Genomic DNA, 25,991 nt, shown 5'->3' with positions numbered 1-25,991 from the left:
ATCCATTTAATTTATTCATCCATACAGGTAATTATATATATTTATATAATTACCTTATCAATTAATTACTAATTCGCAATTTAAAATAAGAACACTATTTATTGTTTTTATTAATCCTTGGTTGACTTCACTATCAATTCCAATTTATTGTAAGGCATCTTCTTGAACAAGGATGTTCCAATGCGAATATTAGTTATTGATGAATGTTATTATACACGTCTTGGTATTACAGAATATTTATCCAAAAATAAAAAACTCGAATTTATTAGTACAGGTTGTATAAAAGAAGCCATTGGTTTTATAAATATAAACACACCAAGCATTATACTAGTGAATTTAACGTATTATTGTAATTATTCTAATTACTGCCCTACGCTACAGAAATTATTAAGCAATACCAATAATATACGATTTTATATTTATATTAATGCCCCGTATCCACAGACAAACAATCCACTGTTATTAAAGGATAATTATTTCATCCTATCAAAAGATATTATTATTCAAACACTTGATAAGGTTATTCGTGACTATGAACAAATAGAGAAAATCACCAAGCTTGCCAATAATATTGAGTCATCTATTTTCACAATTAAAGAACAAAATATTATTAACAACTGGATGAATGAAACACCTAATCATATTATTTCTCGAAAACTAGGAATTAGCAATAGCACTGTTTATTCACAAAAAAGGCATATTACCTCTAAAGTTTTCGTCAAAAACAGAATAGAGTTATTTTTTATATATAATGTATTTAAATATTTATATTAAAAAAAAGCCCTAATCTCAGGGCTTTCTTATTATAGGTCACATTAATGACTAGTTATCTTTATTTAATAACCCATCGGATAAACGGTGGCGTGATTTATTAAAGATTTTATTACTGACCTCACGGCCTGCACGTCGTGCACGTTGCTCTTGCTCAGGAAGTTTCATTTCTTGTGTACAAGACGAACTGCAGCAGCCTTCATATTTTTCTGCACAGCTAGGGCATTGGATAAACAGTAAGTGGCAACCATCATTAGCGCAATTGGTGTGTGCATCACAAGGTACGCCACATTGGTGGCATTGTGCTAATGTATCCTCTGTAATACGCTCACCCATACGGTTGTCAAAAACAAAGTTTTTCCCTTTAAACCGTAAAGGCAGGCCTTGCTCCTTCGCCTTACGTGCGTATTCAATAATCCCACCTTCAACATGGTAGACATTTTTAAAACCCTTATGCAGCATATAAGCACTGGCTTTTTCACAACGGATCCCACCAGTACAATACATCACAACATTTTTGTCTTTTTGCTCTTGCAGCATTTCAACCGCCATTGGCAGTTGCTCTCTAAATGTATCTGATGGTATTTCAATCGCATTATCAAAACGCCCCACTTCATACTCATAATGATTTCGCATATCAACGAAAACAGTATTTGGGTCATCAATCATATCATTCACTTCATGCGCTTTTAGATATTGACCCGTATTTGCTGGGTTAAATGTTTCGTCATCAATACCATCAGCGACTACACGCTCACGGACTTTCATGCGTAGCACCCAGAATGATTTACCGTCATCATCAATCGCAATATTTAAACGTAAGTTTTCTAATGCGGGATCTGTTGCATAAATGAGTTCACGTAATGCGCTTACATTGGATTCAGGCACACTGATTTGTGCATTAATACCTTCTTTGGCAATATAAACGCGCCCAAAAACACTCAATGCTTTAAATTGTTGGTACCATTGATTACGAAATTCGTTTGGGTCTTGGATATTAAAATACTTGTAAAAAGAGATAGTGGTGCGCGGCTCGACCTCAGCCAACATGCGCTCTTTTAAGATTTTATTTGAGATTTGGTTATGTAACACTGGCATGGTGTTCTCTTTCCTTTATAACTAGTTAATATTTAAAGCTTAAAATCATGTAGTGTTCACGAAGTGTCCACTCTCGACCATTATCAATATTATCGCTGTTATTTTGTTAATAAAAAACCCCTAATGTTAAGGGGTTTTTATTGGCTATTATTTTCGATGTGTTACTGTATTGATATATTTTAACAATGAATCATTTTAGTTGATAAAAAATGGGGATTAATTATTGAGGTATTCATTGAATATATGCGAGCCTAGAATACGGATCACTTCTGAGCGTTCATCCAAGGAAGTGCCCTCTTTTCTTACGTAAATGCTGATGAAAACAGGGTCATGCTGGTTTGACCAAACCATCGATGTTATCCCTCTAATACCATATTCACTGGCCCCCGATCTATCCGCAATTTTCCATCCATCAGGAAGGGAGGCTCTAAGCATATTATCAGCCACTTTATTATTGACCATCCATTCCTTTAATTGGTTTTTTGATGCTTGAGTTAGTACTTCTCCCGTCAAAATTTCTTTTAAACTACGACTCATCGCATCTGGCGTTGTCGTATCGCGCAGATCATTCTCAGGGTTAATGGTGAGTTCTGGTTCATACCGATCAGAGCGAGTCGCCGTATCACCTATGGACCTCATAAATGCCGTCAGCCCTTCAGGGCCTCCTCCTGACAAAATAGCAAAGTTTGCTGCTGTATTATCGCTATATTCATTTGCAGCCTGACAAGCTTGTTCAAGTGTGAATGGCTTGTTTAAATAACCCTGAGCAACTGGAGAATAGGTCACCATATTTTCTTTAGTAACCAGCATCGAATCGTTCAATGAAATATTTTTTGCATCAACTTTTGCTAGAACATTAGCACAGGCAATAGACTTAACAGTGCTATCTAAAGGGAAACGCTTATCTCCATTTATCGAAATAGTTCTGTTGTCTGAAAATAGAACTGATAAACCTACTTTCCAACCTTCTTTTTCGTACAATTTGACTTGTTCATCTAAATTCAAAGCAAAAGCAGAAGATACAAGCGGAATACTTAACACTAATGCAGTGAGCGTTTTAAATCGTAAATTCATAGAAAACCTTATTCATTAAGATATATAAAAGAAAATAATTAGCTCAGTTCTTTTACTAATATTGTTCCAGATTAATTTAAAGAATTGATTTATGTGGATTTATTCTAATTAGGGTAATTATATTTTTTTTTGCCAAGTTAACAAATGATTATATTTTCTAGTAGACCATAGAAAAACTTATAGCTAGGTCATCTACAAAATCTGACCGACATTTGTTGTTTTGCAATGCTCCCTATTTCTTAATTTTAATCCTCTCAGAATATTTTTCTTTTTAGTTTGCAGTTCGTTATGTTATAACATTTTCTTGATAAGCCAATTTAACTGACTGACTGAATGATGCGATTTTTTCCTTTCTATTTTTTATTTCTGTTTATAGTTGCTCCACTGGTAGCGGCACACCCTCACAGTTTTATTGAGATGCAAATTTCCCTTGAAACTAAACAAGATAAATACACAGGGATTAGCTATGTTTGGAAAATGGACCCAATGACATCAGCGGATATCGCCTATGAATTAAAAGGCATTAAACCGGATGACCCTCGTTGGAAACAGCAAGAAGCTATTATTATGGCAAATGTGTTGGTGCAAGATTATTTCACTGATTTTTATTATCAGGGGAAGAAAGTTAGTTTTAAACGCATTCCAGATAGCTACCATTTAGAAAAAGATGGCTTTTCTTTAGTTTTCTTTTTTACCGCTTCATTTATGCAACCCCTGCCTATAGCAGGTTCCCATGTGGAAATTCAAACTTACGACCCAACTTTCTATGTCAGTATGACTTACCAAAATAAACAACAAATTAACCTACCGTTGGATATTGCTGCAAATTGTCAGATGGAACTACAAGAAGCAAATGTGACCGATTCAATGCGCGCCTACGCTTTCTCTTTAGACAAAAGTGATAATCCAGAAGAGGATTTGGCACTTGGCAAACAGTTTGCACAACGGGTTGATATACAATGTCCATAATGCCTTTACGTACGCAAAAATTAATAATTACTGCGCTGCTTGTGGGACTTATTACCTATGTCACTTGGCAGCTCTACATCCACTGGGGATCATGGTTACAACTTAGCCTAGCTTGGCAAAAACAGTTAAACCAAGGGTTATCTTACCTATTGCAAGAAACCACCTCTCGCCCATGGTATGCAGGTGGATTACTGGTGATTGCCAGTTTTGCTTATGGTTTTTTGCATGCCCTTGGACCAGGACATGGCAAATTAATTATCACTACCTATATTGCCACCCAAGCGACTCATTTAAAACAGAGTGTTATCATTAGCTTACTAGCATCACTCTTACAAGGGCTTGTTGCGATTACTTTAGTTTCATTCGTCTTGATCCTATTTCAACTTTCTACTAAACATCTCAACCAGGCCAGTTTATATGCAGAGCAAGTCAGTTATCTATTTGTTATTTTGCTGGGTAGCTATTTATGTTTCAGCGCATTACGTCGTGGCTGGTTAATCCGCAAATCAAAATACTTAGCCCCACTCACCATAAAAAGTATTCAGCCATTGAATTCTTCAACGAAAGCAATAACTAAAACCTCTAGCCACTCGGACAACTGTGGTTGTGGCCACCAACACGTTATTCAGTCTCATCAATTGCAATCCAGTTTTAAAAGTAAACTATTGATTATCCTATCGATGGGGATTCGCCCTTGTTCTGGGGCAATTCTCGTATTGCTGTTTTCTTATGTGATAGAAGTATATACATGGGGGGTTATCGCTGCCTTAGCAATGGCAATGGGTACTGCATTAACCATTTGTTTAATTGCCATTTTTGTTCATTTAATGCGTGATAATGCGGTTCGCGTATCACAATTAAAAGGAAAATCATTTTCCCCTTATTGGGCAATCTCACTAAAAATTTTGGCGGGTATTTTATTTATTTTGATGGGCGTTTTGATGCTTCAAAGCATCGGTTTGGAACAATCGGTTTCCCCACTGTTGCGATAAACCATTAAAAAAGGGAGGGCTCCCCCTCCCAGGCATTTGCCGAAGTCACGGTGTGGTAGCACACCGTTTTATGCGCAATGTCAACTGCTTACTACTTATTGCCAACAACCAGATGGTTAATAATGAAGCTATGCAGGTCCCCATCACTAACCATCCTTACTACTTCGTTTAACCAATTAACTCAATGCGAGCAGGTAAGCCTTGGCGCACCGATGCCCCCGAAACCCAGTCTAACCACGTGTTGGCAACTTCACGTGTTGGGTCAGCAAACCCAAGGTCATTTAAGTTAATTCCTGAACCATTTGCCGGATTCATTGGCATTGGTTGGCCATCCAGATAATGCTGTTTCGCCCCCATTTCGGTGTGCCCATAACCATGCTCAATCGCGAGTACCCCTGGCATGACACCATCAAGAACACTCACTTGGGCTTCAGCATGGCCACCCGGTGTGGTGATTCGAATCCAATCACCATGTTTTACCCCCATTTTTGCTGCATCATCGGGATGCAAAGCAACAAGATTAGTTGGTTTCACATGGCGTAGACGCTCAATGACTGTCGTGGAACTGCTCATGACATGGGATTTAAATGACATCAGTTTCAACGGCCACTCTTGTTCTGGGAATACCGTATTCACATCATCGCCATTTGCCATACGCGGTGGATAGTAGGTAGGGCAACCACTATAACGCTCACCCGTTATAGCGTGTCGATTAATTGCCACCGTTGGGTTCCAAATTTGTAAGCCTTTTTTCCATTGAGGGCCTGTTGCATCGCCATCCCATGCTTTTTCATACGGAGCAAAACGGCCTCCTCGTGTGAAAATATAAGCAACACGGCGAACTTCTTCTGGTTTTAACGTACGCGTAATCGCTGGTAAAATGCGCTCCACGCCACTGATTTGAATATCTTCTGTTGCGGCTTCAGGAACTGGTTTTTCCCCTAACCATGCCATATTTGCAGCAACTCTTAAGTAATAGTCTTCCGCTGTATTGAGTGAATGCATGTTGCCATCCATATCTTCAATCACGTTATCACCAAAGCCCGGTAAATTAAGTTCTTTTGCTACAGCGATACAGAAACTTTCCATCGAAACTGGCTGGCCATCTGCTGTTTTAGCCGTACGTGACTCAACAATCGGCCAACGTGCCGTACTGGCTTTGACCTGCACACCAGACCATGGTGCACTGAACCCCCAACTTTCGAAATTATGGGTATCCGGCACTATGTAATCTGCCAATGCCGTGGTTTCATTCATAAAGGCATCAATACCTATAATCAACGGTAAGTGTTTAGGGTCTTTCAGTTTTTCTTCCATCACCTGACGAATACCTGCAATACCATATACAGGGTTAGTCATATTGGTGATCCACGCTTTCAGTGCATAAGGATACCCCATCAAGGCGGATGCTAACTGTTCGGTTAGTTGGCCTTTGGCAAACGGGTACCAAGGGGCTTTAGCAGGATATGGGTTCTCACCTGCTGCCTGGCGCGCTTTGAATTCATCTGATTTTTCATACACTTCATTGCTGCGTGATAACACCACACCTTTAGGTTTCACTTTACCTTTATAGCTGGCAATTTTGTAACGCGGCCCATCGTTTTCCCCGTTGAATTTACCACCACCAACAGAAACACCGCCTTTCAAGTTTAAGTTACCAATCAATGCGTTAAGCATGATAACTGACCATGCAGTGTAGAAACCATTACCGCCCATCATACCGCCATGGGAAATAACTGCGGCTTTTCTATCATAAGAAGTCAATGCTTTACCCAGCGATTCAATAGTTTTTACTGGGACATGACAGCGCTGGCTGTATTCTTCCAAAGTCATGCGATTTGCGGCTTCTTTAAGGCACTGGAAGCTAGATTTAACCGTCACTTCACTGCCATCGTGCAAAGTCACTTGGCGTGTCACAAATAGCTCAGCCGTAAGGGCTTCATCAGCCAATTTTAATTCACCCGCAGCATCTTGCACTAAATAGGCTTTCTCATCGTCACCTTCTCCTGTGATATAAGAAGAAATTAACAATTTGCCTGCTAATGGGTGGTTATCATCCGTAATGACTAAATGTGTTGAGTTAGTCCAGCTTTTCTCCCCCATCGCTTCCATGGATTTTTCACTTGGCACACTGAGGTATTTGGCATTGTAACGCTCATTTGCAATGATCCAACGGATCATCCCCATCACTAATGCCGCGTCAGTTCCTGGCTGTACAGGCACCCAGTGCCCATGATCATTAGCGAGAGTTGTTGTCAGTGGTAATGCAGGAGAAACCACCACATAATTGAATGAATCACGTAACCGCGCAGTCGCTAGTTGACGGCCTTGGCGTTTAAATGGGTTACCAGATTGCGCAGGTGAAGTTCCCAAAAACAGTGCAAAGCGTACGTTATCCCAATCGGGTTTAACGTGGGCATTTTTGTCCAAGTCATCCATCAATGCCCCAGAACCGGCACGGTAAGCTAAACCACAATAAGAACCGTGAGCCCCAAAATTTTTGCTACCAAAACCATTTTGAGCAAAGCGACGAATAAACCCATCACGGCCATCATCACCTGCGTTAGTCACTAATAATTGGTTAGCTTTGGGGCCCAGTTTTGGTTGCGATGGGTCTAACGGCGTTTCTAAGTCGCGAATAGCACGTAAACCATCGACATGACCTTCGCCAAATAAGTCTCCCCCTTCAACCACTTCTTTAATCAGTTGTTCAAAACTAATGCGTTCCCATTTTCCTTCACCGCGCTTACCAACACGTTTCATTGGCTCTAAGATGCGTAATGGGCTTGTTAAGCCTTCCATTAGCGTCGCACCACGAGCACAAGCGGTTGAGCGGTGCTCTAACCCAGATTCCCCACTCATTTTATTGAATGCGGTTTTCAGCGGCATGCCATAAGGAAAATGTTCTTCGTGTGAAAGTGGGTGATACGGGTTACCCGCAATGCGCAATACTTCATTTTTTGCCGTATCAACACGGGCACGAATACCACACTGTGTCCAGCAACCGAAACACTGTGTCATGGCGACCACTTGTTCTGGGTTTTCTTGCCAACCATTTAACGCCTGACCTTCCGGACGTAAAGAGTTACCATTGATGCGGTCAAGTGTGACTTTACCGGAGGTGCCATTAACCAGACCATCGACTGCACGTTTGGCCACATCACGGTAACTTGCACCAAATAATGCGATACCACCGACAACCAAACCACCTTTAAGCCATTGACGTCTTGAGAATTTAGCCATGTTGCACTCTCCTCGCAAACCAGCGAACACCTTCACGAACAATAATTGTTAATGCAATCCAAAGACCGAATGTCCCAACGATAGCTAATAGACCATCGGTTCCCAGAGGGAAATGATATGGATTGGCGATAATGTTATATTTTGGTACCGCTTGAACTTCCATAAGGAAAATCCAGCGGAGCGTCCAGGCAAATGCCATTGAAATTAAAGCGAGAACAGTGATATATGCAACCGAGCGAATCGCTTTTAAATTACTGACAGACATCGCAAAAGTGATTACCCACAATGCACAAACTCCCATCAACATCCACCACCCTGGGCTTGCTGTATCTAACTGTTGACGTACTGCAATACCTGAGGTTGTATCACCTGAGAGCCATAGCGCAAAACAAACGGCGAACAGCAATAATGTCACAACTTGGAAGCGTGCTAAGCGGTTTTGATATTGAGGTTCACGGCGTGCTCCTAAGTTAATCAATGCAGGTAATACTTGTAGCGCACTGAGGAACATCAATACTGGTATCCACCAGCTATACCAAATTGGACGTGCATTTAATACTGAGGCTTCACGGCCGGTATATAACAGTAATCCTATCGCTGAAAGTGCGGCCAACAACGCCACCCAACGTGTTGCTTTAAACTCTTTTTTCCAAATCATTTTCACAACTAACGCAACAAAATATAAGCCGATAAACGTGGTGAATAATGGCAGCAGAACAGAACCCCACCACATCCAAGACCACATTGTGGGGTGAGCGTAGAAATGCCATACCCTTGCGGTTTGGTGTAAATCCGCAGTTAATGCTAATGGAGCGGTAATGCCCATCGTGATAGCAATAAATACTGCAATCATCTCTAAGCGACTGTTTTCAGGTTTATTTCTCCAATGAAGATAACAAGCGTACAGTACCGCGCAAGCAGCAATTCCTATGAAGAAGAAATATTGTACCGCCCAAGGAAGCCAAAAGAATTCTTGTGGCTGAGCCATGACTTCTGAAATATAAGTTACTTGGCCATTCATCAGAACACCTCCTGCCATAATGCGGGCTGCCCTTTGCCTTGTAGCGGCTGCACGAATGCGTCATCTAAACCGATATAGAAAACTTGAGGTAATGTGCCACTTTCCGGTTTGAGGACTTTGATTTCAGCTTCGTGCTCTGTCAGCATTTTACGAATAGTACTGTTCGGGTCTTTTAAATCCCCAATAATACGCGCGCCACCTACACAGGACTCAACACAAGCTGGCAATAAACCCACTTCTAAGCGATGAGCGCAGAATGTGCATTTATCCGCAGTTTGCGTAGAGTGGTTGATAAAACGCGCATCGTATGGGCATGCTTGTACGCAGTAAGCACACCCAACACAGCGTTCGTTATCAACAACAACAATGCCGTCTTCACGTTGGAAAGTCGCTTGAACTGGGCATACGGGTACGCAAGGTGGGTTATCGCAGTGGTTACATAGACGAGGTAATAATACGTTGGTGAAACCTTCTTCACCCTTCACTGCAACTTGATATTGATTCACTGTCGTTCTAAATTGACCTTGTGGGGTTTGGTTTTCAACCGAGCAGCTTACTGTGCAAGATTGGCAACCAATACAACGGCGCAAATCAATCAACATTCCATAACGTTTTTCTGGGTTGCCTTCTCGGCGTGTCGGGGAAAAACTGAGCCCAGCTTCTGCGATAGGAATTAACGAAGCTCCCGCAGTCACTGCCCCAATTTGTTGTAGAAATTTTCGTTTACTCAGATCCATAATTGGCTCCAGTACTGACATTGCTAATGCGAAAATAAAAGTTATTAATCAATATGTTATTTGTATTACATGCGTTATTGACAATGGGTACAGTCTCGTTAAGATAACCCGTGGAATTGTTATTTCTCTTTAAACCAAATGAGTTATCTTGATAAAACGTGTAGTGCCATTGTAAGAAGTGTGGAGCCGTCGCCCTATTGTGGTTTACCACATACCCGTAGCTAAATTGATCTAACGCAACGAATAACTCAAATATGTTAAAAAAATCGCCTAGGCCGTTGTATCACATACTATTAATCATGCTACTAACGTGGTCTTTGCCTGCAATTTCGGCACAATGGACTATCGGGGTATTAGCCTTGCGCGGGCCGAGTTCCACCCAATCTCATTGGCAACCACTTATTGACACTCTCAATGAGTCTATTCCTGGGGAGCGTTTTACGTTACAACCACTCAATTTAGATGAAATGAAAGAAGCAATTTCCAACCGTAAGATTGATTTTTTGCTGACGAATCCGGCCCAATTTATTCAGTTAGATAACCGCTATCATTTACGTTGGTTGCTCTCCCTTCGTTCTGATGTGGAGCCCAACAGCACGACACGTAATGTTATTGGCAGCTTAATATTAGTTCGCAAAGACAGTGATATTTCAGAAGTTAAAAACTTGATTGGCAAAAAAGTCGGCGCTATCTCGCCGGATGCTTTTGGTGGCTATTTATTAGGTTACAAAGTATTAAGGGATATGGGCTACGATGCGGCTAAAGACTTTAAGATGCAATTTTTAGGCTTTCCTGCTGATGCATTATTATATGCACTGCGTGATGATTCATTATCTGCAGCAATTGTTCCTGTCTGTTTATTAGAAAATATGCATAGCGAAGGGCTGATTGATAAAACACAATTTCGTCCACTAATTCAACATCCAAGCTCTCTGTCTTGTTTAACTAGCACAGAACTGTATCCAAACTGGTCTTTTGCTGCCTTAAGTAAAGTGCCGGACAATTTAGTCGACAAAGTCACCAAAACATTATTATCAACCGATAAAGCCGCCATGCGTTGGGGAGCTCCGGCCTCGGTGACTCAAGTTGAAACTTTGCTCAGGGACGTTAATCAACACCCGCAACAGCGCCAAATCTGGCAAGATATCGTCAGTTGGACCATTCAAAACCAAATCACCCTTAGCCTTGTTGCGTTATTTTTTGTGTTACTTGGCGTTAATCATGTTTGGATTGCCTTTTTGGTTAGGCGCCGTAGCCGCCAATTAGAAGAAGCGCATAACCGCTTACGAGAACAAGAAGCCAATTTACAAAAGGCGCAGCGGTTAAATATTTTGGGGGAAATGGCTTCTGGATTTGCTCATGAATTGAATCAACCCCTGTCTGCAATCCGCCACTATGCCCAAGGGTGCATTCTACGCCTGACTAAAGAGTCTGAAAGCCACCCATTAATTAACGCATTAACGAAAATCGACGACCAAGCTCAACGTGGAGCCGATATCATTCGTAATTTACGCCTCTGGGCAGGTAAACCGAGTCTTGACCCGGCTGTCACCTTGAGCCAACAATCAGTTAAACAGGCCATTAATCATATTTGGCAATTATTGCGTGCAGACCAACACTACCCCGATTCAAGGTTAATTTTACCTGAAACGCCTGACATCTCCCTGATGTTGCCTGATACGTTACTTGAACAATTACTTTCCAATTTAATCAGCAACAGTTTACAAGCAGGGGCAACCCTACTGCGTTTCGAGTTTCATTTTTCACAACAGCATTTTTTACTTGTCTTGCAAGACAATGCCGGAGGTATGCCTGCGGGTCAATTAGAGCAAGGGATCACCCCATTTGCTACGACTAAAAAAGAAGGTTTAGGGTTAGGCTTAGTGATTTGCCAGCGTTTGATCCAAAGCCAAGGTGGCGATATTCGTATCGAAAATAACCTGAGTGATGATGGGTTACATGGCCTAATGGTCACTCTCATTTTCAATTATCACAATAAAATCGTGGATTGAGCATGTTTTGCCACTTAATTGATAACATTCACATTAACTATATGTGACAATGGCTTTATTACGATAATCAATGCTCATTACATAAAGCACTCTATTTTGTCACCCTCTACACGACGAGGTATATGTATGCCAGTGATCCATCTCGTGGATGATGACCCCGATGTGACGGATGCCTGCCAATTCTTACTCGAAACATTGGGCTATAGCGTTACCGTTTGGAATGACAGTGAAGCATTTATCCAAAATGCGGCATTACACCAAGAAGGTGTGGTGTTATTGGATATGCGCATGCCTAAATTAGATGGTCGGCAAGTTCACCAATACCTTAGAGAACAACACAGCACATTAGCCGTGATATTTTTGTCTGCCCATGGGGATATCCCGATGGCGGTAGAACAAGTGAAACTGGGTGCCGTTGATTTTCTACAAAAACCCATTGATAGCCAACAGCTTGCTAAGACCTTAGAGCAAGCTCGCTCACAAACCACTAAAGCCACTGAAGGGTATTTAATTAAACAGCGCTATGAAACGCTCACCCCTCGTGAAAAAGATATCTGTGGCTATGTGTTGCAAGGCTTAATTAACCGCGAGATTGCGGAGGCAGCCTGTGTTTCTGTGCGCACCGTTGAGGTTCATCGGTCTCGTGTCATGGAGAAAATGGCTGTTCGCAACTTAGCTGAGTTAATGAGCACCATGCAGGCAGTTAACGCTTTAAACGAATAATTTGATATAGTTTAATCATGCCTTTTTATTAATTTATGACTAATATATTCGGATAATAATGATACTAGCTCCAAAATTTCAAAAACGGTTCCTCCACCCTCGTTACTGGCTAACTTGGCTAGGCATTAGCGTATTATATCTTCTTGTTTTATTGCCTTACCCTGTCATTTATTGGATGGGAACTCGTTTAGGTTTATTTTCCAAGCGCTTTTTGAAAAAGCGAGTGAAAGTCGCAGAGCGAAATTTGCAATTATGCTTTCCAGAGATGAGTGAGCAAGAACGGCAGCACTGCATCGACAAAAACTTTGAATCTGTCGGCATGGGCTTATTTGAAACGGGTATGGCTTGGTTTTGGCCTGATTGGCGCGTTCGTCGCTGGATCAAGGTCATTGGGGAAGAAAATGCCATTGCAGCTCGCCAAACCGGCAGAGGGATTATCGCGCTCGGCGTTCATTTTTTAACCTTGGAAATCGGTGCTCGTGCCTTTGGTATGTTAAATCCGGGTATTGGTGTGTATCGCGCCAATGATAATGACCTGCTTGATTGGTTACAAACCCGTGGGCGGTTGCGTTCCAATAAATATATGTTGGATCGCAAAGATATGAAAGGCATGGTACGTGACTTAAAAAATGGGGAAATTTTATGGTATGCCCCCGACCATGATTACGGCCCACGCAATAGTACATTTGCCCCTTTATTCGCGGTAGAAAATGCGGCCACCACCAATGGCTCACAAATTATTTTGCGCCTAGCTTCGCCTTTAGTGGTGCCTTTTACCCCAAGGCGTTTACCTAACGGTAAAGGTTATGAGTTAATCATTCAACCTGCCATTGATGATTTCCCAATTGAAGATAATGTGGCTACCGCAACCATGATGAACCAAATTATCGAAAAAGAAATCCTCAGAGCGCCAGAACAATATATGTGGCTACATCGCCGCTTTAAAACACGCCCTGAAGGGGAACCTTCGTTATACGGGGATTTAGACAAAATCCATCATTAATAATTAGCGTAAGCAGATAAATTATGGCGTAGTTTTTCAACTGCTTTTTATGATGCTTTTCTTGCTGTTTTTATACTGTTTTCTCTAAATATGGCATGATTTTTCAACTGTTTTTTATGATGCTTTTCTTGCTGTTTTTCATACTGTTTTCTCTAAATATGGCGTGATTTTTCAACTGTTTTTTATGATGCTTTTCTTGCTGTTTTTCATACTGTTTTCCCTAAATAGTCGGGTCTACAGCTAGGCGGCAAAATGAAGATATCCCGAGGAGCATACATAAGTATGTGACTCGGGTAGCTGAATGAAGCCAACAACGCTGTAGAACTGAATATGACGGGAAAAGTGACTCGGGTAGCTGAATGAGGCCAACAACGCTATAGAACTGAATATAACGGGAAAATTATGACGGGAAAAACAGAGTATTGGAAACGTAACCTATACGTCGTGTGGTTCGGCTGTTTTTTAACAGGTGCCGCCTTTAGCCTGATCATGCCTTTTCTCCCGTTATATATTGAAGAACTTGGCGTCAAAGACCATGCTTCGTTGAATTTATGGACTGGTGCCGTTTTTAGTATTACCTTTTTATTTTCTGCCATTGCCGCTCCATTTTGGGGGCGATTGTCCGATCGCAAAGGGCGAAAATTAATGCTATTGCGATCCGCACTGGGCATGGCGATTGTCATGGTATTAATCGGCTTTGCGCAGAATATTTGGCAATTATTAGCCTTAAGAGCCATATTAGGTTTATTGGGTGGCTTTGTTCCTAATGCTAACGCGTTGATTGCAACTCAAATTCCCGTGAAAAAAAGCGGCTGGGCTATGGGCGTCCTTGCGACTGGTGCGGTCAGTGGCGCACTTATTGGCCCATTAATCGGCGGTTTTCTTGCTGACCAGTATGGCTTACGCCCCGTCTTTTTTATTACCGCAACGGTGCTGTTTGTTTGCTTTTTTGTCACGCTCTTTTATGTTAGAGAACGCTTCACGCCAGTTTCTCGCAAAGATGCATTAACGAGCAAACAAGTTTTTGCCTCTCTTCGTAATAAAAATTTAGTCATTAGCCTCTTTTTCACCACTATGATCATCCAAGCCGCAATGGGCTCAATCAACCCTGTTATCACACTCTATGTACGTGACTTATCTAGCTCCCTAGAAAACTTGGCTTTTGTCAGTGGCGTGATAGCCTCCATTCCCGGTGTTGCGGCTTTAATCAGTGCGCCCATGTTAGGTAAACTCAGTGACCGAATAGGCCCTGAAAAAGTGTTACTCGCCGTGCTGGGCGCATCTATTTTTGTATTATTCCCAATGGGGTTGGTAAGTAGTTATTGGGAGTTAGGCTTTCTCCGATTTATGCTTGGGGCACTAAATGCTGCACTATTACCTGCGGTACAAACGTTAATTATCTATAATATTTCTCACCAAGTGACTGGGCGTATTTTCAGCTATAACCAAGCATTACGCGATGTTGGAAACGTGACAGGGCCATTAATGGGCTCGTTTGTCGCTGCCACCTATGGTTTCAGAGCCGTATTCTTTTTCACTGCGGCGTTGGTTCTCTTCAACTTAATTTATTCATGGTTAGTTATTAGGCGCCAATCCGATGGTCTACGCGCTTCCCCGTCCGACCAATAACCCCTTGCTATTTTTTGTACAAAAACCTGATGATTTATACGCTTTATTGTCTCACTTTGCTTAAAATTAAAATTTTAAAGCCTCAACCAATTGATTTTAAATAACTTAATCGATTCAAAATTCTTTCTTTTATTGTCAACTAAAATCCTGTATCTTCCCCTAGCTTATCGTGAGAAATGAGAGTTATATCGACTTTTCACCTTAAAAGCACACCTTTTACAATAAATTCATTCTGTATATAGGTGATTCTATAATAATGTATGTTAAAAATATGTTTCACATACTTATGTTAACATATCAATAACAATTGACATTCAAGCGCACGGCTTGGTGTTTTATATCATGCACAACCTCTCAAGAGAGTATTTATGGGAGTTCACAGATGAACAATTCTGCGACTAAAACAAAAACTTTTTTTGGGCATCCATACCCATTGAGTTCGCTTTTCCTCACAGAAATGTGGGAACGCTTCTCTTTTTACGGAGTTAGACCGTTACTTATCCTATTTATGAGTGCGGCATTATTACAAGGTGGAATGGAATTACCCATTGAACAAGCTTCCGCTATTGTCGGTATTTTTGCTGGTGGGGTTTATATCACCTCGTTGCCGGGTGGTTGGTTAGCCGATAACTGGTTAGGCCAGCGCCGCGCGGTTTGGTACGGCTCATTAATTATTGCGTTTGGCCATTTATCCATCGCAATGTCTGCCTTTTTATCAAATACCTTCTTTTTCGTTGGTTTATTACTCATCGTATTAGGTACGGGGTTATTTAAAACCTGTATTACTGTGATGGTAGGAACGCTGTATAAGAAAGAAGATACACGTCGTGATGGCGGTTTCTCTCTGTTCTATATGGGGATTAACATGGGTTCATTTATTGCCCCGTTAATTATTGGTCCACTTCATGAAAAATATGGTTGGCATTTAGGTTTTGGCCTTGGTGGCTTAGGAATGCTGATTGCCCTGTTAATTTTCCGTTTTTACGCCATTCCTCAAATGCGCCGCTATGATAAAGAAGTTGGCCTTGATTCCACATGGAACCGCCCAACGGTTGAGCGCAAAAATGTGGGGAAATGGGTGACCTTTGCCATGGTATTATTGGCCATATTGGTTGTCTTGATTGATAATGGTACGATTCCATTTAATGCCTCAATCATCGCGAAAAGCTCTGCTTATGTTATTTCGACCTGTGTGGGCATCTATTTCTTATTTATGTTCTTCCTTGGCGGTTTAAACAGCAGTGAGCGTTCTCGCTTACTGGCTTGCTTAATTTTATTGGTTGCAGCCGCATTCTTCTGGTCCGCTTTTGAGCAAAAACCGACTTCATTTAATATCTTTGCTCGCGACTATACTGACCGCCAAATGGGCAGTTTTGAAATCCCAACCATTTGGTTCCAATCAATCAATGCGTTGTTCATTATATTGTTAGCCCCAGTATTTAGCTGGTTCTGGCCTTCTCTAGCTAAACGTAATATGAACCCAAGCAGCATGACCAAGTTCGTGATTGGTATCTTATTTGCTGCAGGTGGCTTTGCTATCATGATGGTGGCAGCAAACCAAGTGCTTGCAACACAAAGTGGCGTTTCCCCTTTCTGGCTAGTGGGCAGTATCTTATTACTGACATTAGGAGAACTGTGCTTGAGCCCTATCGGGTTGGCAACCATGACCTTACTCGCACCACAAAAAATGCGTGGTCAAGTGATGGGCCTATGGTTCTGTGCAAGTGCGTTGGGTAACCTTGCCGCAGGTATTATGGGTGGTAACATCCGTAAAGATCAATTGGATTCAATGCCTGAACTATTCTCCCATGTCTCTATTGCACTGGTGATCTGTGCAGTCGTATTGGCAGCGTTGATTATCCCTGTCAGGAAAATGCTCAAAAATGCAGACAAGAATGAAGCAAATGCTTAATAACGCGGATTAATTGTCTTTTATCCGGTAGCAACCCACACGCTACCGGATCTCCCCCAGCTTCATTAGCCACCTAATAATTTGCTTATTATATTTCATAAAATAGGCGCTATACTGGCCTTTCATCATCCCATAATGACTCTTGGAAACCCTATAATGAGCCTCTCTGCTCCCATTTACTACGTTGATGCTTTTACAGATACCCTTTTTCACGGTAATCCCGCAGCGGTTGTATTACTCGATAACTGGTTATCAGATAAACAGCTGATTGCAATTGCTGCAGAAATTAACTTGTCAGAAACCGCATTTTTAGTCGGTCGCCATATTCGATGGTTCACCCCTAAAGTCGAAGTAAAATTATGTGGTCATGCAACACTTGCCGCAGCCTTTGTGTTAAACCATGTGCTCCAACAAAACATTCATCCTTTAACATTTAGCTCTTTATCCGGTGAGTTGGTTGTGACACAAAATGCCCAAGGGTCTACACTCGATTTTCCAATTATTGAATCTGTACAAAGTCATCCAGACCAATATCCACACCTCGCTGACATCCTTGGAGTTAAAATCAAAGAGCTTTGGATAGCGAAAGACCGTTACCTGTGTTTTCTTGAAAGTGCAGAACTCGTTCAAAACTGCCAGCCAGATATGCTAAAGCTTTCACAGCTTTCTCTACCTGGATTAACAATTACAGCAGAAAGTGCTAATAGCGATTATGACTTTGTTTCTCGTTATTTTGCCCCTGCAAAAGGGGTTGATGAAGACCCTGTAACAGGCACTTCACATTGTGCCATTACACCAATATGGGCAGAACGACTGAATAAAAAGCAGTTAGTTGGTCATCAGATCTCATTACGTGGAGGAGTGGTTCATTGCGAGCTAACCTCTGATCGAGTAAAACTAACGGGTAATGCCGTTTTGTTCCTAACTGGCCAAATCCACCTTTAAGCTTTATAAATCAAAAGATTAAAATAAAAGCCATTTTTTTTTAATTTGTTTCCCTTCCTTAAATTCCGCCAGTGCCATTATTTTTCTTGAAATATTGGCACTCATTTCATACTAGAAAATTTTTTTTAACATTTAACTAAAAATTTTAATTCCAGCTCAATTTAGTTTACAATTATAATCATTATTAAAGATATAATTACAATTATAAATATTTCTAATTGAAGCTTTGGTCAATTGTGAAAAACTCATTCGATATAAGGAACTTAATAAAATGGCTATTACTAGAAGAAAATTTTTGATTGGTGGTGGCGTTGTTGCCGTTGCCGCAGGAGCCGGAATTTTAACTCCAATGTTAACTCGTGAAGGTCGATTTGTTCCTGGTAAACCGCGACATGGTTTTGTCGCAGGAACAGAAGGCCCTCTACCACAGCAAGCTGACGTCGTTGTTATTGGTGCTGGAATTCTAGGAATTATGACAGCAATTGAACTGGTTGGACGCGGCTTAGATGTTGTTATTGTTGAAAAAGGTAACATTGCAGGCGAGCAATCATCCCGCTTCTACGGCCAAGTTATCACGTATAAAATGCCAGATGAAACCTTCTTACTCCACCACTTAGGAAAACAACGCTGGAGAGAGATGAATGCGAAAGTCGGTGCAGATACTAGCTATCGTACTCAAGGTCGCGTTGAAGTTCCTCTTGATGAAGAAGATTTAGTTAACGTCAGAGAGTGGATTGATACTCGCAGTAAAAATGTTGGTTCAGATATTCCATTCAAAACGCGCATTATTGAAGGTGCTGAGCTCAATCAGCGCTTAAATGGTGCACAATCTAAATGGACCATCGCAGGTTTTGAAGAAGACTCCGGTAGCTTAGATGCTGAAATTGCGACCTTTGTCATGGCAGATTACGCGAAAAAATTAGGTATCAAAATTTACACTAACTGTGCTGCTAGAGGCTTAGAAACACAAGCTGGTGTTATTTCTGATGTCGTCACCGAGAAAGGGCCTATTAAAACCTCGCGTGTTGTTGTTGCAGGTGGAGTCTGGTCAAGACTATTTATGCAAAACTTAGGCGTTGATGTCCCAACATTACCAGCTTATCAATCTCAGCAACTGATCACCGGTTCACCAACTGCACCAGGTGGTAACGTTGCTTTACCAGGCAATATTTTCTTCCGTGAACAAGCGGATGGTACCTACGCAACATCCCCTCGCGTGATTGTTGCTCCGGTTGTTAAAGACTCATTCGTCTATGGCTACAAATACATTCCACTGCTATCGATGCCTGATTTCCCAGTGCATATTTCATTAAATGAACAATTAATTAATTCATTTACTGAACCAACAAGCTGGAAGCTGGATGAAGTTTCACCATTCGAAAAACACAGAAATATGACTGCATTACCTGACTTGCCTGAGCTGAATGCATCATTTGAAAAATTAAAAACAGAATTCCCTGCATTTAAGGATTCTAAACTGATTGACCAATGGAGTGGTGCTATGGCCATCGCACCAGATGAGCACCCAATCATTTCTCAAGTCAATGAATACCCAGGCCTGGTTATCAATACTGCGACAGGCTGGGGAATGACAGAAAGCCCTGTTTCTTCCGAACTCACCGCTGACTTGTTATTAGGCAAAGAACCTTCACTGAATGTGAAACCATTTAGCCTGTACAGATTCAGCTAATACTTGTTTGTAAAATTTGCTCACAAAAACCCTTCAATATGAAGGGTTTTTTTATTGCCTATTATGGCTCTATTGCTTAGTATTCGAGACTTAAATCAAATGGAGTGATTATGAATAAATTACTATTGGCAATAGCGATTTCACTGTTAAGTACCACAGCGTTCGCTGAAAAAAGTTACACCGTAGAGCAATTAGAGGACATGATTGCTGATAACAACAAACCACAAATTGCAGCCCCTGTTCTAGATGGTTCTATCGCAAAAGATGATTTCCCAACGTGTAAATCAGGGTTAATCGAGTGGCTTGAAGGTGTTGAAAAATACCCTGTTACCATTGAAAAAGATATTGATGGCGAAGATTTTTCTGCCACTATTTGGGCTGAATCGAAAGCGTTTTTAGTTTCTTGTGTTAAAAGTGGCAACAACGCAAAAGCTGTTCGTATGAGCGCAGAGTATTTAGATAATTAATTCCATGCCTCATTATAATTTAAAGGCTCATAATTTGAACTCTGGGCCTTTAATATTTCCCTTCTGATTTTAGCTACAGCTGACATTATCAAAAATTCCCCTGCCGGAACGATTCACTTCACATTTATTGCTGAATTAGTTTGAAATGAGTATTACACTTAGCCTTTAACATTATTGCTTTTAACAATTACTAGCATACTAAGTAACAATTGTAAGGTAGACCATGAGTTCCATCGCTGACGATGTCATCACACAAAAAATTGAGCAATCCATTTCTCGCGTCTCTAAAGTGGTATTTCCAACAACGACGAACCACCACAGCACCCTATTTGGTGGTACTGCTCTCGCTTGGATGGATGAAGTTTCTTTTATTACCGCAACACGTTTTAGCCGTAAGCGCCTCGTTACGGTCTCCACTGAAAAAATTAATTTTACTCATCCAATCCCTTCAGGAACCATTGTTGAGCTGGTGGGTAAAGTCATTCGAGTTGGAAGAACCAGTTTAACCGTCAATGTATCGATTTTTTTAGAAGATATGTATTCAGAAGGTCGTGAAGAAGTGATACATGGCCAGTTTAATTTTGTTGCAATTGATGACAATGGCAAGCCTACCCCATTATTTGAGTCATAAGCGTTTTTAAGCCATCAACATAAAGGTTTTGTTTATATTGCTAAAGGTGTGAATTCTGTAAGTTTTAATTCACACCTTTCTAATAACACATCTGCCACCCCTTATTTAATTCACTTTTCTCACTCCTGATGTGTTTTATATCGAAAATTTATTCGTATTAAATGTTTTTATAAAATAATCACCCTAACGCCTTAAACCACACTTAAAATATCAACTAATATTCCATTCCCTTATCTTTTCATTTGCCTGGTATGACTTCTTAATCATTTTTCTTATTAATATCTTGTTACAACAAACACATAACGTGGCTAAAAGATAGGAAATCCCATACACTATATATTGTATATTTTTATTATATATTGATATTTTTAAATTAAAATCGTAGAGTATAGATGATGCCAATAACTCTAAAAATGCGTAAACCTCTCAGGCTTATAGCTTATTTTATATTACGTATTTTGATGTAAACTTTTCTTTATGTAATACACTTTGTTGGTAATAAATCTCATTGAGACATTTTATTAAAAATAGAAATAAACAACGCTAAAATAAGATATCAAATTATGCTTAGAATTCTTTCATTTATTATTTTATGTGCCTTTTCAATTAACCTAAGTGTCGCTGCGGTTCCCAAAGAAACTATCAAACGTATCGAACAGGAAGCACAAAAAGGCGATGTAAAAGCGCAAGTCATGTTAGGAATTGGCTATTACCTTGGGAATGAGCTTAAACAGGACTATGGTAAAGCAAAAAAATGGTTAACGATGGCATCGAATAAGGGCAATTCTGATGCTCAGTTGTTTCTAGGGGACATGTATTTAAATGGTAATGGCGTTGAGGCTAACCTTGAAACAGCGATGGATCTATTCGAAAAATCAGCCAATAAAGGCAATGTTGAAGCCCAAAATTATATGGGCCAGTTTTACTATCAAGGTATTGGTGTAAAACAAAATTATATTACGGCTTTTGAATGGTTCAAAAAATCTGCTGATAAAAAATTTCCACCCGCACAATACCAAGTCGGTAGAATGCTAGAAAGTGGTGAAGGAATTGAAATCAATGAAAAATCTGCAGTTGAATATCTAGCTCAAGCCTGCAAAGCTGGCTTAAAAGAAGCTTGCGTAAAAAAATAAATCTACCCCAATATTTCCTGCATTTTACCTGATGTTATTCATTATAATGGCATCAGGTCCCCCTCTTTTTTTGATGAAAAATCTTATTACGGCTACTTGCTCACACCCTTCCACCAATAAATTCATTACTATTAATAATCAATTTCACAATGTATGATATTGTTCTAAACTTATAATATAAAAGAGAAAGGGAGATATTATGTACAATACAATTTTAGTTCCGATCGATGTAACCGAAGATGCTCTCACTAATTTATTAGTTCCTCATGTTAATTCGCTACAAAAATTGAATGATGCAACAGTGCACTTTCTTGCCGTAACCGCACCAATTTCAAACTACTTACGCTATGGTGGCACCATCTTACCAGGGGACTTCCCTGACGATGAAAAGCAAGCTGAAATTATTCTTACCGAATTAAAAGAAAAAATTAAACTATTTGATATCCCAGCAGATAAAATAAAGGCGAAAGCAACCGTTGGTTCTGTTAAAGACGAAATTTTGGCAACCGCAGAAGATATCAACGCCGATATTATTCTATTAGGTTCACGCCGCCCGAGTATGTCAACCTATTTGCTGGGTTCTAATGCCGCCTCAGTAGTTCGTTATGCAAAAACCAGTGTATTAGTGGTTAGATAATAAAGACTAAAGTGCTATTTTAAGCTTAAGTAAACCCATTTTACAAATAAAAGGTTTAGCCTTAATGATTGTTACAAAAAACAGCAAAGACATACACTTTATAGGGCTATTTATGTGTTCATTTAGGGTAAATTAAAGGCTCATAAACATTTTCGTGATTTTCACGCCCTGCTTTTTTAGCGGGGTTTTTTTATGCTATAAAACTGATGAATGGCTTAATCTATAACGTTTAAAAGGAATACCATCAAAATCAACAATGAGTTCTTCAGTAAAACCATAACGTAAAATCGCGGATATCTTCTTGCGAGTTAACGGTAAATGTATTGTAACTGACTCAACCTTCAGTGATGTAAAAGCTTTATTAATAATATTCTTAACAATAGATTTTCCCTTTCCCCAAAACTTAGGATGTAACACTAAAGCTAAATCTGCATCACCCGCTTCATTTTGTAACCCTCCCCAGCCGGCAAATTGGTCATCAATCATAATGGCCCATACTCCATAGCCATGTTGCTCCCAATGCAGCTCTTTTCCTGCGACCCACTGCTGGCAGGCCTGTTCATCGAAATGGCTGCTCCCTAAAGGCATATGTTCAAGTACAGCTGGATGAGTATTCAATGCGATAAGATCTGCGGTAGCAATTTGATTTAGCTGAAAAAACTGAATAGGCATAGTGACTATTTTGTCCACATAAGATATTAATAAACCCAATATATAATTTCGCTATCTTCCCAAAAAATGATGCCCCACTCAAGTTAGTAGGGCATCAATATACCGTGATTACTGTTCTAAGGCTGTCGCCATGACTTTTTGAAAATCTTCCCAAGAACAATAGCCGCTTTTATCAATTGGGCACCCTTTTAGCTCTAATGTGACATGTTTAGGCGGTGTTTGTAATGATAAATATGTATTATCCCTAAGCTGGTCTGCAGTTTGGTAGACATATTCTACTTTCATAAAATCTTTATTCGCTTGCTTATCAGTCCAGCGTTGGAACACCAATTTCCCCCCAATCGGGGTATGTTCATACTGCTCTGGTAATTGATACGGTTTAAAATCCATTGCTGACATGAGTGACGCAATATTCGAGTCATGACCGACTAAGAATATAAATTTTGCTGTTTCTCCTTTATCGACCGAAACAAAGCCTTTATCGATATAATTGAGTATTGGATGAGCAACATTTTTTGCAATGATTTTTGGCGTAAATAACGTTTCTTGGTAAGCATTTTTTAACGTATTCAGTTTTTTCCATTTTTCAGGGGTATTCACAAGCCCCCAAGCCACTTCATTTGCAGGAAACCCTTCATAATATTGAAGGTCTATCGCATCCACCGCTGAATTTGCAATTTTTAATGGACCACTAACGCCCGGTTCTTTTTCGGCTTCAATAATAAAGCTGTTTTTTTGGCTATTTAAATTACATAATTTGTCTGTTTTACATTTTTGAGAATCTTGAATATTCAGTACACTATCTAACTCTTCATAACCCGCAGTCAGTGATAGCCCTTTAAAATATTGCTCCATCTCAGCGAGAGCCTGCTGTTTAAATTCGGGAGACGCATTCGTAATAATTGGGTTAAAAACAGGGTCCATTTTACCAATTTCAGGCTGATGATGAATACTTACCTTGCATCCTGGAAATGCGCCTGCAGCAAAGAATTGGGCAGTTGCTATCGTTCTTTGGAGACTATTTGTATAAAGATATACATCCTCATTACTTGTTGGACACAGTTCATCTGCAAGTAATTTGTTTTGGTCGATCCACTCCCTAAAATAATGCCCCATGTAGACTTCAAGTGCGCCGCCTTTAGTAGTGAGATAACCACTTTGTGCATCCCATGCAGGCCATTTTTTATCAGTTACTTCAGTAAGAATACCGGTATTTACGATAGGTGTACGTAAATTATGGCGGCTAAGGACTAAAACTTGATCTAAAACCATATCTGTTTTGCTATCTGTACTCGCTAATACAGGTGCAATAGGTGTTAATAATGCCGTAGATAAACAGAGAGTTAGCAATTTATATTTCATTAATATACCCCTACAATTAAAGCAACAAAGAAAAATACGTTCATCGCTATATAAAGAACTCAGCGAACAATCACACCGCAACTTATCTAATAATGACGAAGTTGACTTTTTTTTCTGCGATAAATATCTCAAAAACAACCTTAAGGTAAATTAAAAACAAACGATTGACATAAAAAAACGAGAAGTTAAGATTTTCCAGTCAATACACGGAGATAATATAATGATAGTCCAAAGCGCAACACGTGCACACGATGATGATATTATTCGTGTTTGGGAGTCTTCAGTGAGAGCAACTCACCATTTTTTAACTGAAGAAAAAATTGCTGAACTAAAAATTGCTATCAAAGATATTTATTTACCGCATTTAGCTGTTTTTGTGACATTCGATAGCGCAGGCAATATGACCGGTTTTCTAGGGTGCGATAAACACCGCCTTGAAATGTTGTTTATTTCCCAAGAAAGTAGAGGCCAAGGTACAGGGAAAAAACTGCTTCAATATGCCATTGATACCTTAGGCATTACTGAGTTGGATGTTAACGAACAAAATCCTCAAGCTATCGGGTTCTATCAACATATGGGTTTTACACAATATGCACGTTCTGAATTAGACGGCGAAGGTAATCCATTCCCTATTCTTCATATGCGTCTTGATAAGAAGTAGTTATGAAAATCATTGAATTAGAAACAACGCGTTTACGGCTGCGTGGATGGCAAGAAGAAGACAAGCAATTACTTTACCAAATGAATAGCCATCCCGATGTCATGCATTATTTTCCTTCGGTGCTTAATGAGCAGCAAAATGCACAATTTATGCAAACCATCATAGATAAATTTGCTCAACAAGGGGGATGGGGATTATGGGCTGTTGAATTAAAATCCAATAAACAATTCATTGGGTTTATCGGCTTAAATATTCCTTCAGCAACACTCCCTTTTTCACCTTGTGTCGAATTAAGTTGGCGTTTGTTACCGGAATATTGGCATCATGGCTACGCCACTGAAGGAGCGAGTCGTGTCATCGAATACGCTTTTGATAAACTAAATCTGCCCGAACTGGTTGCATTTACGGCAGTGGTTAATTCACCATCAGAATCCGTAATGAAAAGACTAGGAATGATAAAACAACTAAATAACTTTTATCACCCAGCACTCCCTGATGGCCATTGGTTGCAAGAGCATGTGTTGTATCGCATCAAGGCCAGTGACTTTTTAAACAAGTCTCATCAATAAGAAACTATTCAGACAAAAATGCCCACAAAAAAGCCATCAC

General features: G+C 40.1%; 23 protein-coding genes. 16 read left to right on the top strand and 7 right to left on the bottom strand.

Annotated features, from left to right (window positions below):
- Positions 1-180: 180 nt before the first annotated feature.
- Entirely contained in the window at positions 181-774 is a 594-nt protein-coding gene (locus tag PSF28_RS01890; protein WP_272665257.1) for a LuxR C-terminal-related transcriptional regulator, read from the top strand.
- Positions 775-822: 48 nt separating this feature from the next.
- Here the strand turns inward: PSF28_RS01890 and trhO are convergent, their stop codons facing one another.
- Both trhO and bla read right to left on the bottom strand, forming a co-directional pair.
- Entirely contained in the window at positions 823-1,869 is a 1,047-nt protein-coding gene (gene trhO / locus PSF28_RS01885; RefSeq protein WP_210835144.1) for an oxygen-dependent tRNA uridine(34) hydroxylase TrhO, read from the bottom strand.
- A 216-nt stretch (positions 1,870-2,085) separates the two neighbouring features.
- Positions 2,086-2,943, bottom strand: coding sequence for a class A beta-lactamase (gene bla / locus PSF28_RS01880; RefSeq protein ID WP_210835146.1), 858 nt, complete (start codon positions 2,941-2,943; stop codon positions 2,086-2,088).
- A gap of 333 nt (positions 2,944-3,276) precedes the next feature.
- Here bla and PSF28_RS01875 point away from each other — a divergent pair, with 333 nt between their 5' ends.
- Positions 3,277-3,912, top strand: a complete 636-nt coding sequence (locus PSF28_RS01875) for a DUF1007 family protein (protein ID WP_210835148.1) — start codon at positions 3,277-3,279, stop codon at positions 3,910-3,912.
- Positions 3,903-4,904 (top strand): nickel/cobalt transporter, encoded by a 1,002-nt coding sequence (locus tag PSF28_RS01870; protein ID WP_247605219.1) that lies wholly within the window; start codon positions 3,903-3,905, stop codon positions 4,902-4,904. Before PSF28_RS01875 ends, PSF28_RS01870 begins: the two co-directional genes overlap by 10 nt.
- A 168-nt stretch (positions 4,905-5,072) precedes the next feature.
- Here the strand turns inward: PSF28_RS01870 and ttrA are convergent, their stop codons facing one another.
- The 3 genes from ttrA to ttrB are packed head-to-tail and all read right to left on the bottom strand — an operon-like array spanning position 5,073 to position 9,905.
- Positions 5,073-8,147: a tetrathionate reductase subunit TtrA gene (gene ttrA, locus PSF28_RS01865; RefSeq protein WP_272684545.1), complete on the bottom strand. Its 3,075-nt coding sequence runs from the start codon at positions 8,145-8,147 to the stop codon at positions 5,073-5,075.
- Entirely contained in the window at positions 8,140-9,186 is a 1,047-nt protein-coding gene (ttrC, locus tag PSF28_RS01860) for a tetrathionate reductase subunit TtrC (RefSeq protein WP_442958797.1), read from the bottom strand. The genes ttrA and ttrC overlap by 8 nt, the downstream gene beginning before the upstream one ends.
- A complete protein-coding gene (gene ttrB, locus PSF28_RS01855) occupies positions 9,168-9,905 on the bottom strand; it encodes a tetrathionate reductase subunit TtrB (RefSeq protein WP_004909766.1) in 738 nt (245 codons plus the stop codon). Before ttrB ends, ttrC begins: the two co-directional genes overlap by 19 nt.
- A 254-nt stretch (positions 9,906-10,159) precedes the next feature.
- Here ttrB and ttrS point away from each other — a divergent pair, with 254 nt between their 5' ends.
- The 11 genes from ttrS to PSF28_RS01800 all read left to right on the top strand — a co-directional run bounded on the left by ttrS (position 10,160) and on the right by PSF28_RS01800 (position 22,687).
- Positions 10,160-11,917 carry a tetrathionate respiration histidine kinase TtrS gene (gene ttrS / locus PSF28_RS01850; protein WP_210835154.1) on the top strand — a complete coding sequence of 586 codons (1,758 nt, stop codon included), beginning with the start codon at positions 10,160-10,162 and terminating at the stop codon, positions 11,915-11,917.
- A 126-nt stretch (positions 11,918-12,043) separates the two neighbouring features.
- A complete protein-coding gene (gene ttrR / locus PSF28_RS01845; RefSeq protein ID WP_210835156.1) occupies positions 12,044-12,640 on the top strand; it encodes a tetrathionate respiration response regulator TtrR in 597 nt (198 codons plus the stop codon).
- A 58-nt stretch (positions 12,641-12,698) separates the two neighbouring features.
- On the top strand, positions 12,699-13,643 hold the full coding sequence (locus tag PSF28_RS01840; RefSeq protein ID WP_210835158.1) for a Kdo(2)-lipid IV(A) acyltransferase: 945 nt from the start codon (positions 12,699-12,701) through the stop codon (positions 13,641-13,643).
- A 402-nt stretch (positions 13,644-14,045) separates the two neighbouring features.
- Positions 14,046-15,272 (top strand): multidrug efflux MFS transporter MdtG, encoded by a 1,227-nt coding sequence (gene mdtG, locus PSF28_RS01835; protein WP_210835160.1) that lies wholly within the window; start codon positions 14,046-14,048, stop codon positions 15,270-15,272.
- Positions 15,273-15,654: 382 nt separating this feature from the next.
- The gene (locus PSF28_RS01830) at positions 15,655-17,184 is read left to right on the top strand and encodes a peptide MFS transporter (RefSeq protein WP_210835162.1); all 1,530 of its coding nucleotides are present in this window, start codon (positions 15,655-15,657) and stop codon (positions 17,182-17,184) included.
- Positions 17,185-17,340: 156 nt separating this feature from the next.
- Positions 17,341-18,129 (top strand): PhzF family phenazine biosynthesis protein, encoded by a 789-nt coding sequence (locus PSF28_RS01825; protein WP_272684543.1) that lies wholly within the window; start codon positions 17,341-17,343, stop codon positions 18,127-18,129.
- Positions 18,130-18,400: 271 nt separating this feature from the next.
- On the top strand, positions 18,401-19,819 hold the full coding sequence (locus tag PSF28_RS01820; RefSeq protein ID WP_210835166.1) for an NAD(P)/FAD-dependent oxidoreductase: 1,419 nt from the start codon (positions 18,401-18,403) through the stop codon (positions 19,817-19,819).
- 110 nt (positions 19,820-19,929) lie between these two features.
- On the top strand, positions 19,930-20,286 hold the full coding sequence (locus tag PSF28_RS01815; RefSeq protein WP_210835168.1) for a hypothetical protein: 357 nt from the start codon (positions 19,930-19,932) through the stop codon (positions 20,284-20,286).
- 223 nt (positions 20,287-20,509) lie between these two features.
- The gene (locus PSF28_RS01810) at positions 20,510-20,917 is read left to right on the top strand and encodes an acyl-CoA thioesterase (protein WP_004909747.1); all 408 of its coding nucleotides are present in this window, start codon (positions 20,510-20,512) and stop codon (positions 20,915-20,917) included.
- Positions 20,918-21,480: 563 nt separating this feature from the next.
- On the top strand, positions 21,481-22,050 hold the full coding sequence (locus PSF28_RS01805; protein WP_272684542.1) for a tetratricopeptide repeat protein: 570 nt from the start codon (positions 21,481-21,483) through the stop codon (positions 22,048-22,050).
- Between the two features lie 199 nt (positions 22,051-22,249).
- A complete protein-coding gene (locus PSF28_RS01800; RefSeq protein WP_004909739.1) occupies positions 22,250-22,687 on the top strand; it encodes a universal stress protein in 438 nt (145 codons plus the stop codon).
- A 195-nt stretch (positions 22,688-22,882) separates the two neighbouring features.
- Here the strand turns inward: PSF28_RS01800 and PSF28_RS01795 are convergent, their stop codons facing one another.
- Positions 22,883-23,359 carry a GNAT family N-acetyltransferase gene (locus tag PSF28_RS01795; protein ID WP_210835268.1) on the bottom strand — a complete coding sequence of 159 codons (477 nt, stop codon included), beginning with the start codon at positions 23,357-23,359 and terminating at the stop codon, positions 22,883-22,885.
- A gap of 108 nt (positions 23,360-23,467) precedes the next feature.
- Positions 23,468-24,721 (bottom strand): bifunctional glucose-1-phosphatase/inositol phosphatase, encoded by a 1,254-nt coding sequence (gene agp, locus PSF28_RS01790; RefSeq protein ID WP_210835269.1) that lies wholly within the window; start codon positions 24,719-24,721, stop codon positions 23,468-23,470.
- Positions 24,722-24,941: 220 nt separating this feature from the next.
- Between agp and PSF28_RS01785 the strand changes: the two genes are divergently transcribed.
- Both PSF28_RS01785 and PSF28_RS01780 read left to right on the top strand, forming a co-directional pair.
- On the top strand, positions 24,942-25,382 hold the full coding sequence (locus PSF28_RS01785; RefSeq protein ID WP_210835272.1) for a GNAT family N-acetyltransferase: 441 nt from the start codon (positions 24,942-24,944) through the stop codon (positions 25,380-25,382).
- A 2-nt stretch (positions 25,383-25,384) separates the two neighbouring features.
- Positions 25,385-25,951 carry a GNAT family N-acetyltransferase gene (locus PSF28_RS01780; RefSeq protein ID WP_210835273.1) on the top strand — a complete coding sequence of 189 codons (567 nt, stop codon included), beginning with the start codon at positions 25,385-25,387 and terminating at the stop codon, positions 25,949-25,951.
- The last annotated feature ends 40 nt before the right edge of the window (positions 25,952-25,991 follow it).

The organism is Providencia sp. PROV130 (assembly GCF_028482225.1).
Taxonomy (GTDB): domain Bacteria; phylum Pseudomonadota; class Gammaproteobacteria; order Enterobacterales; family Enterobacteriaceae; genus Providencia; species Providencia rettgeri.
Note: the sequence above shows the minus strand (reverse complement) of the source record. Positions and strands in the feature narration are given on the sequence as shown.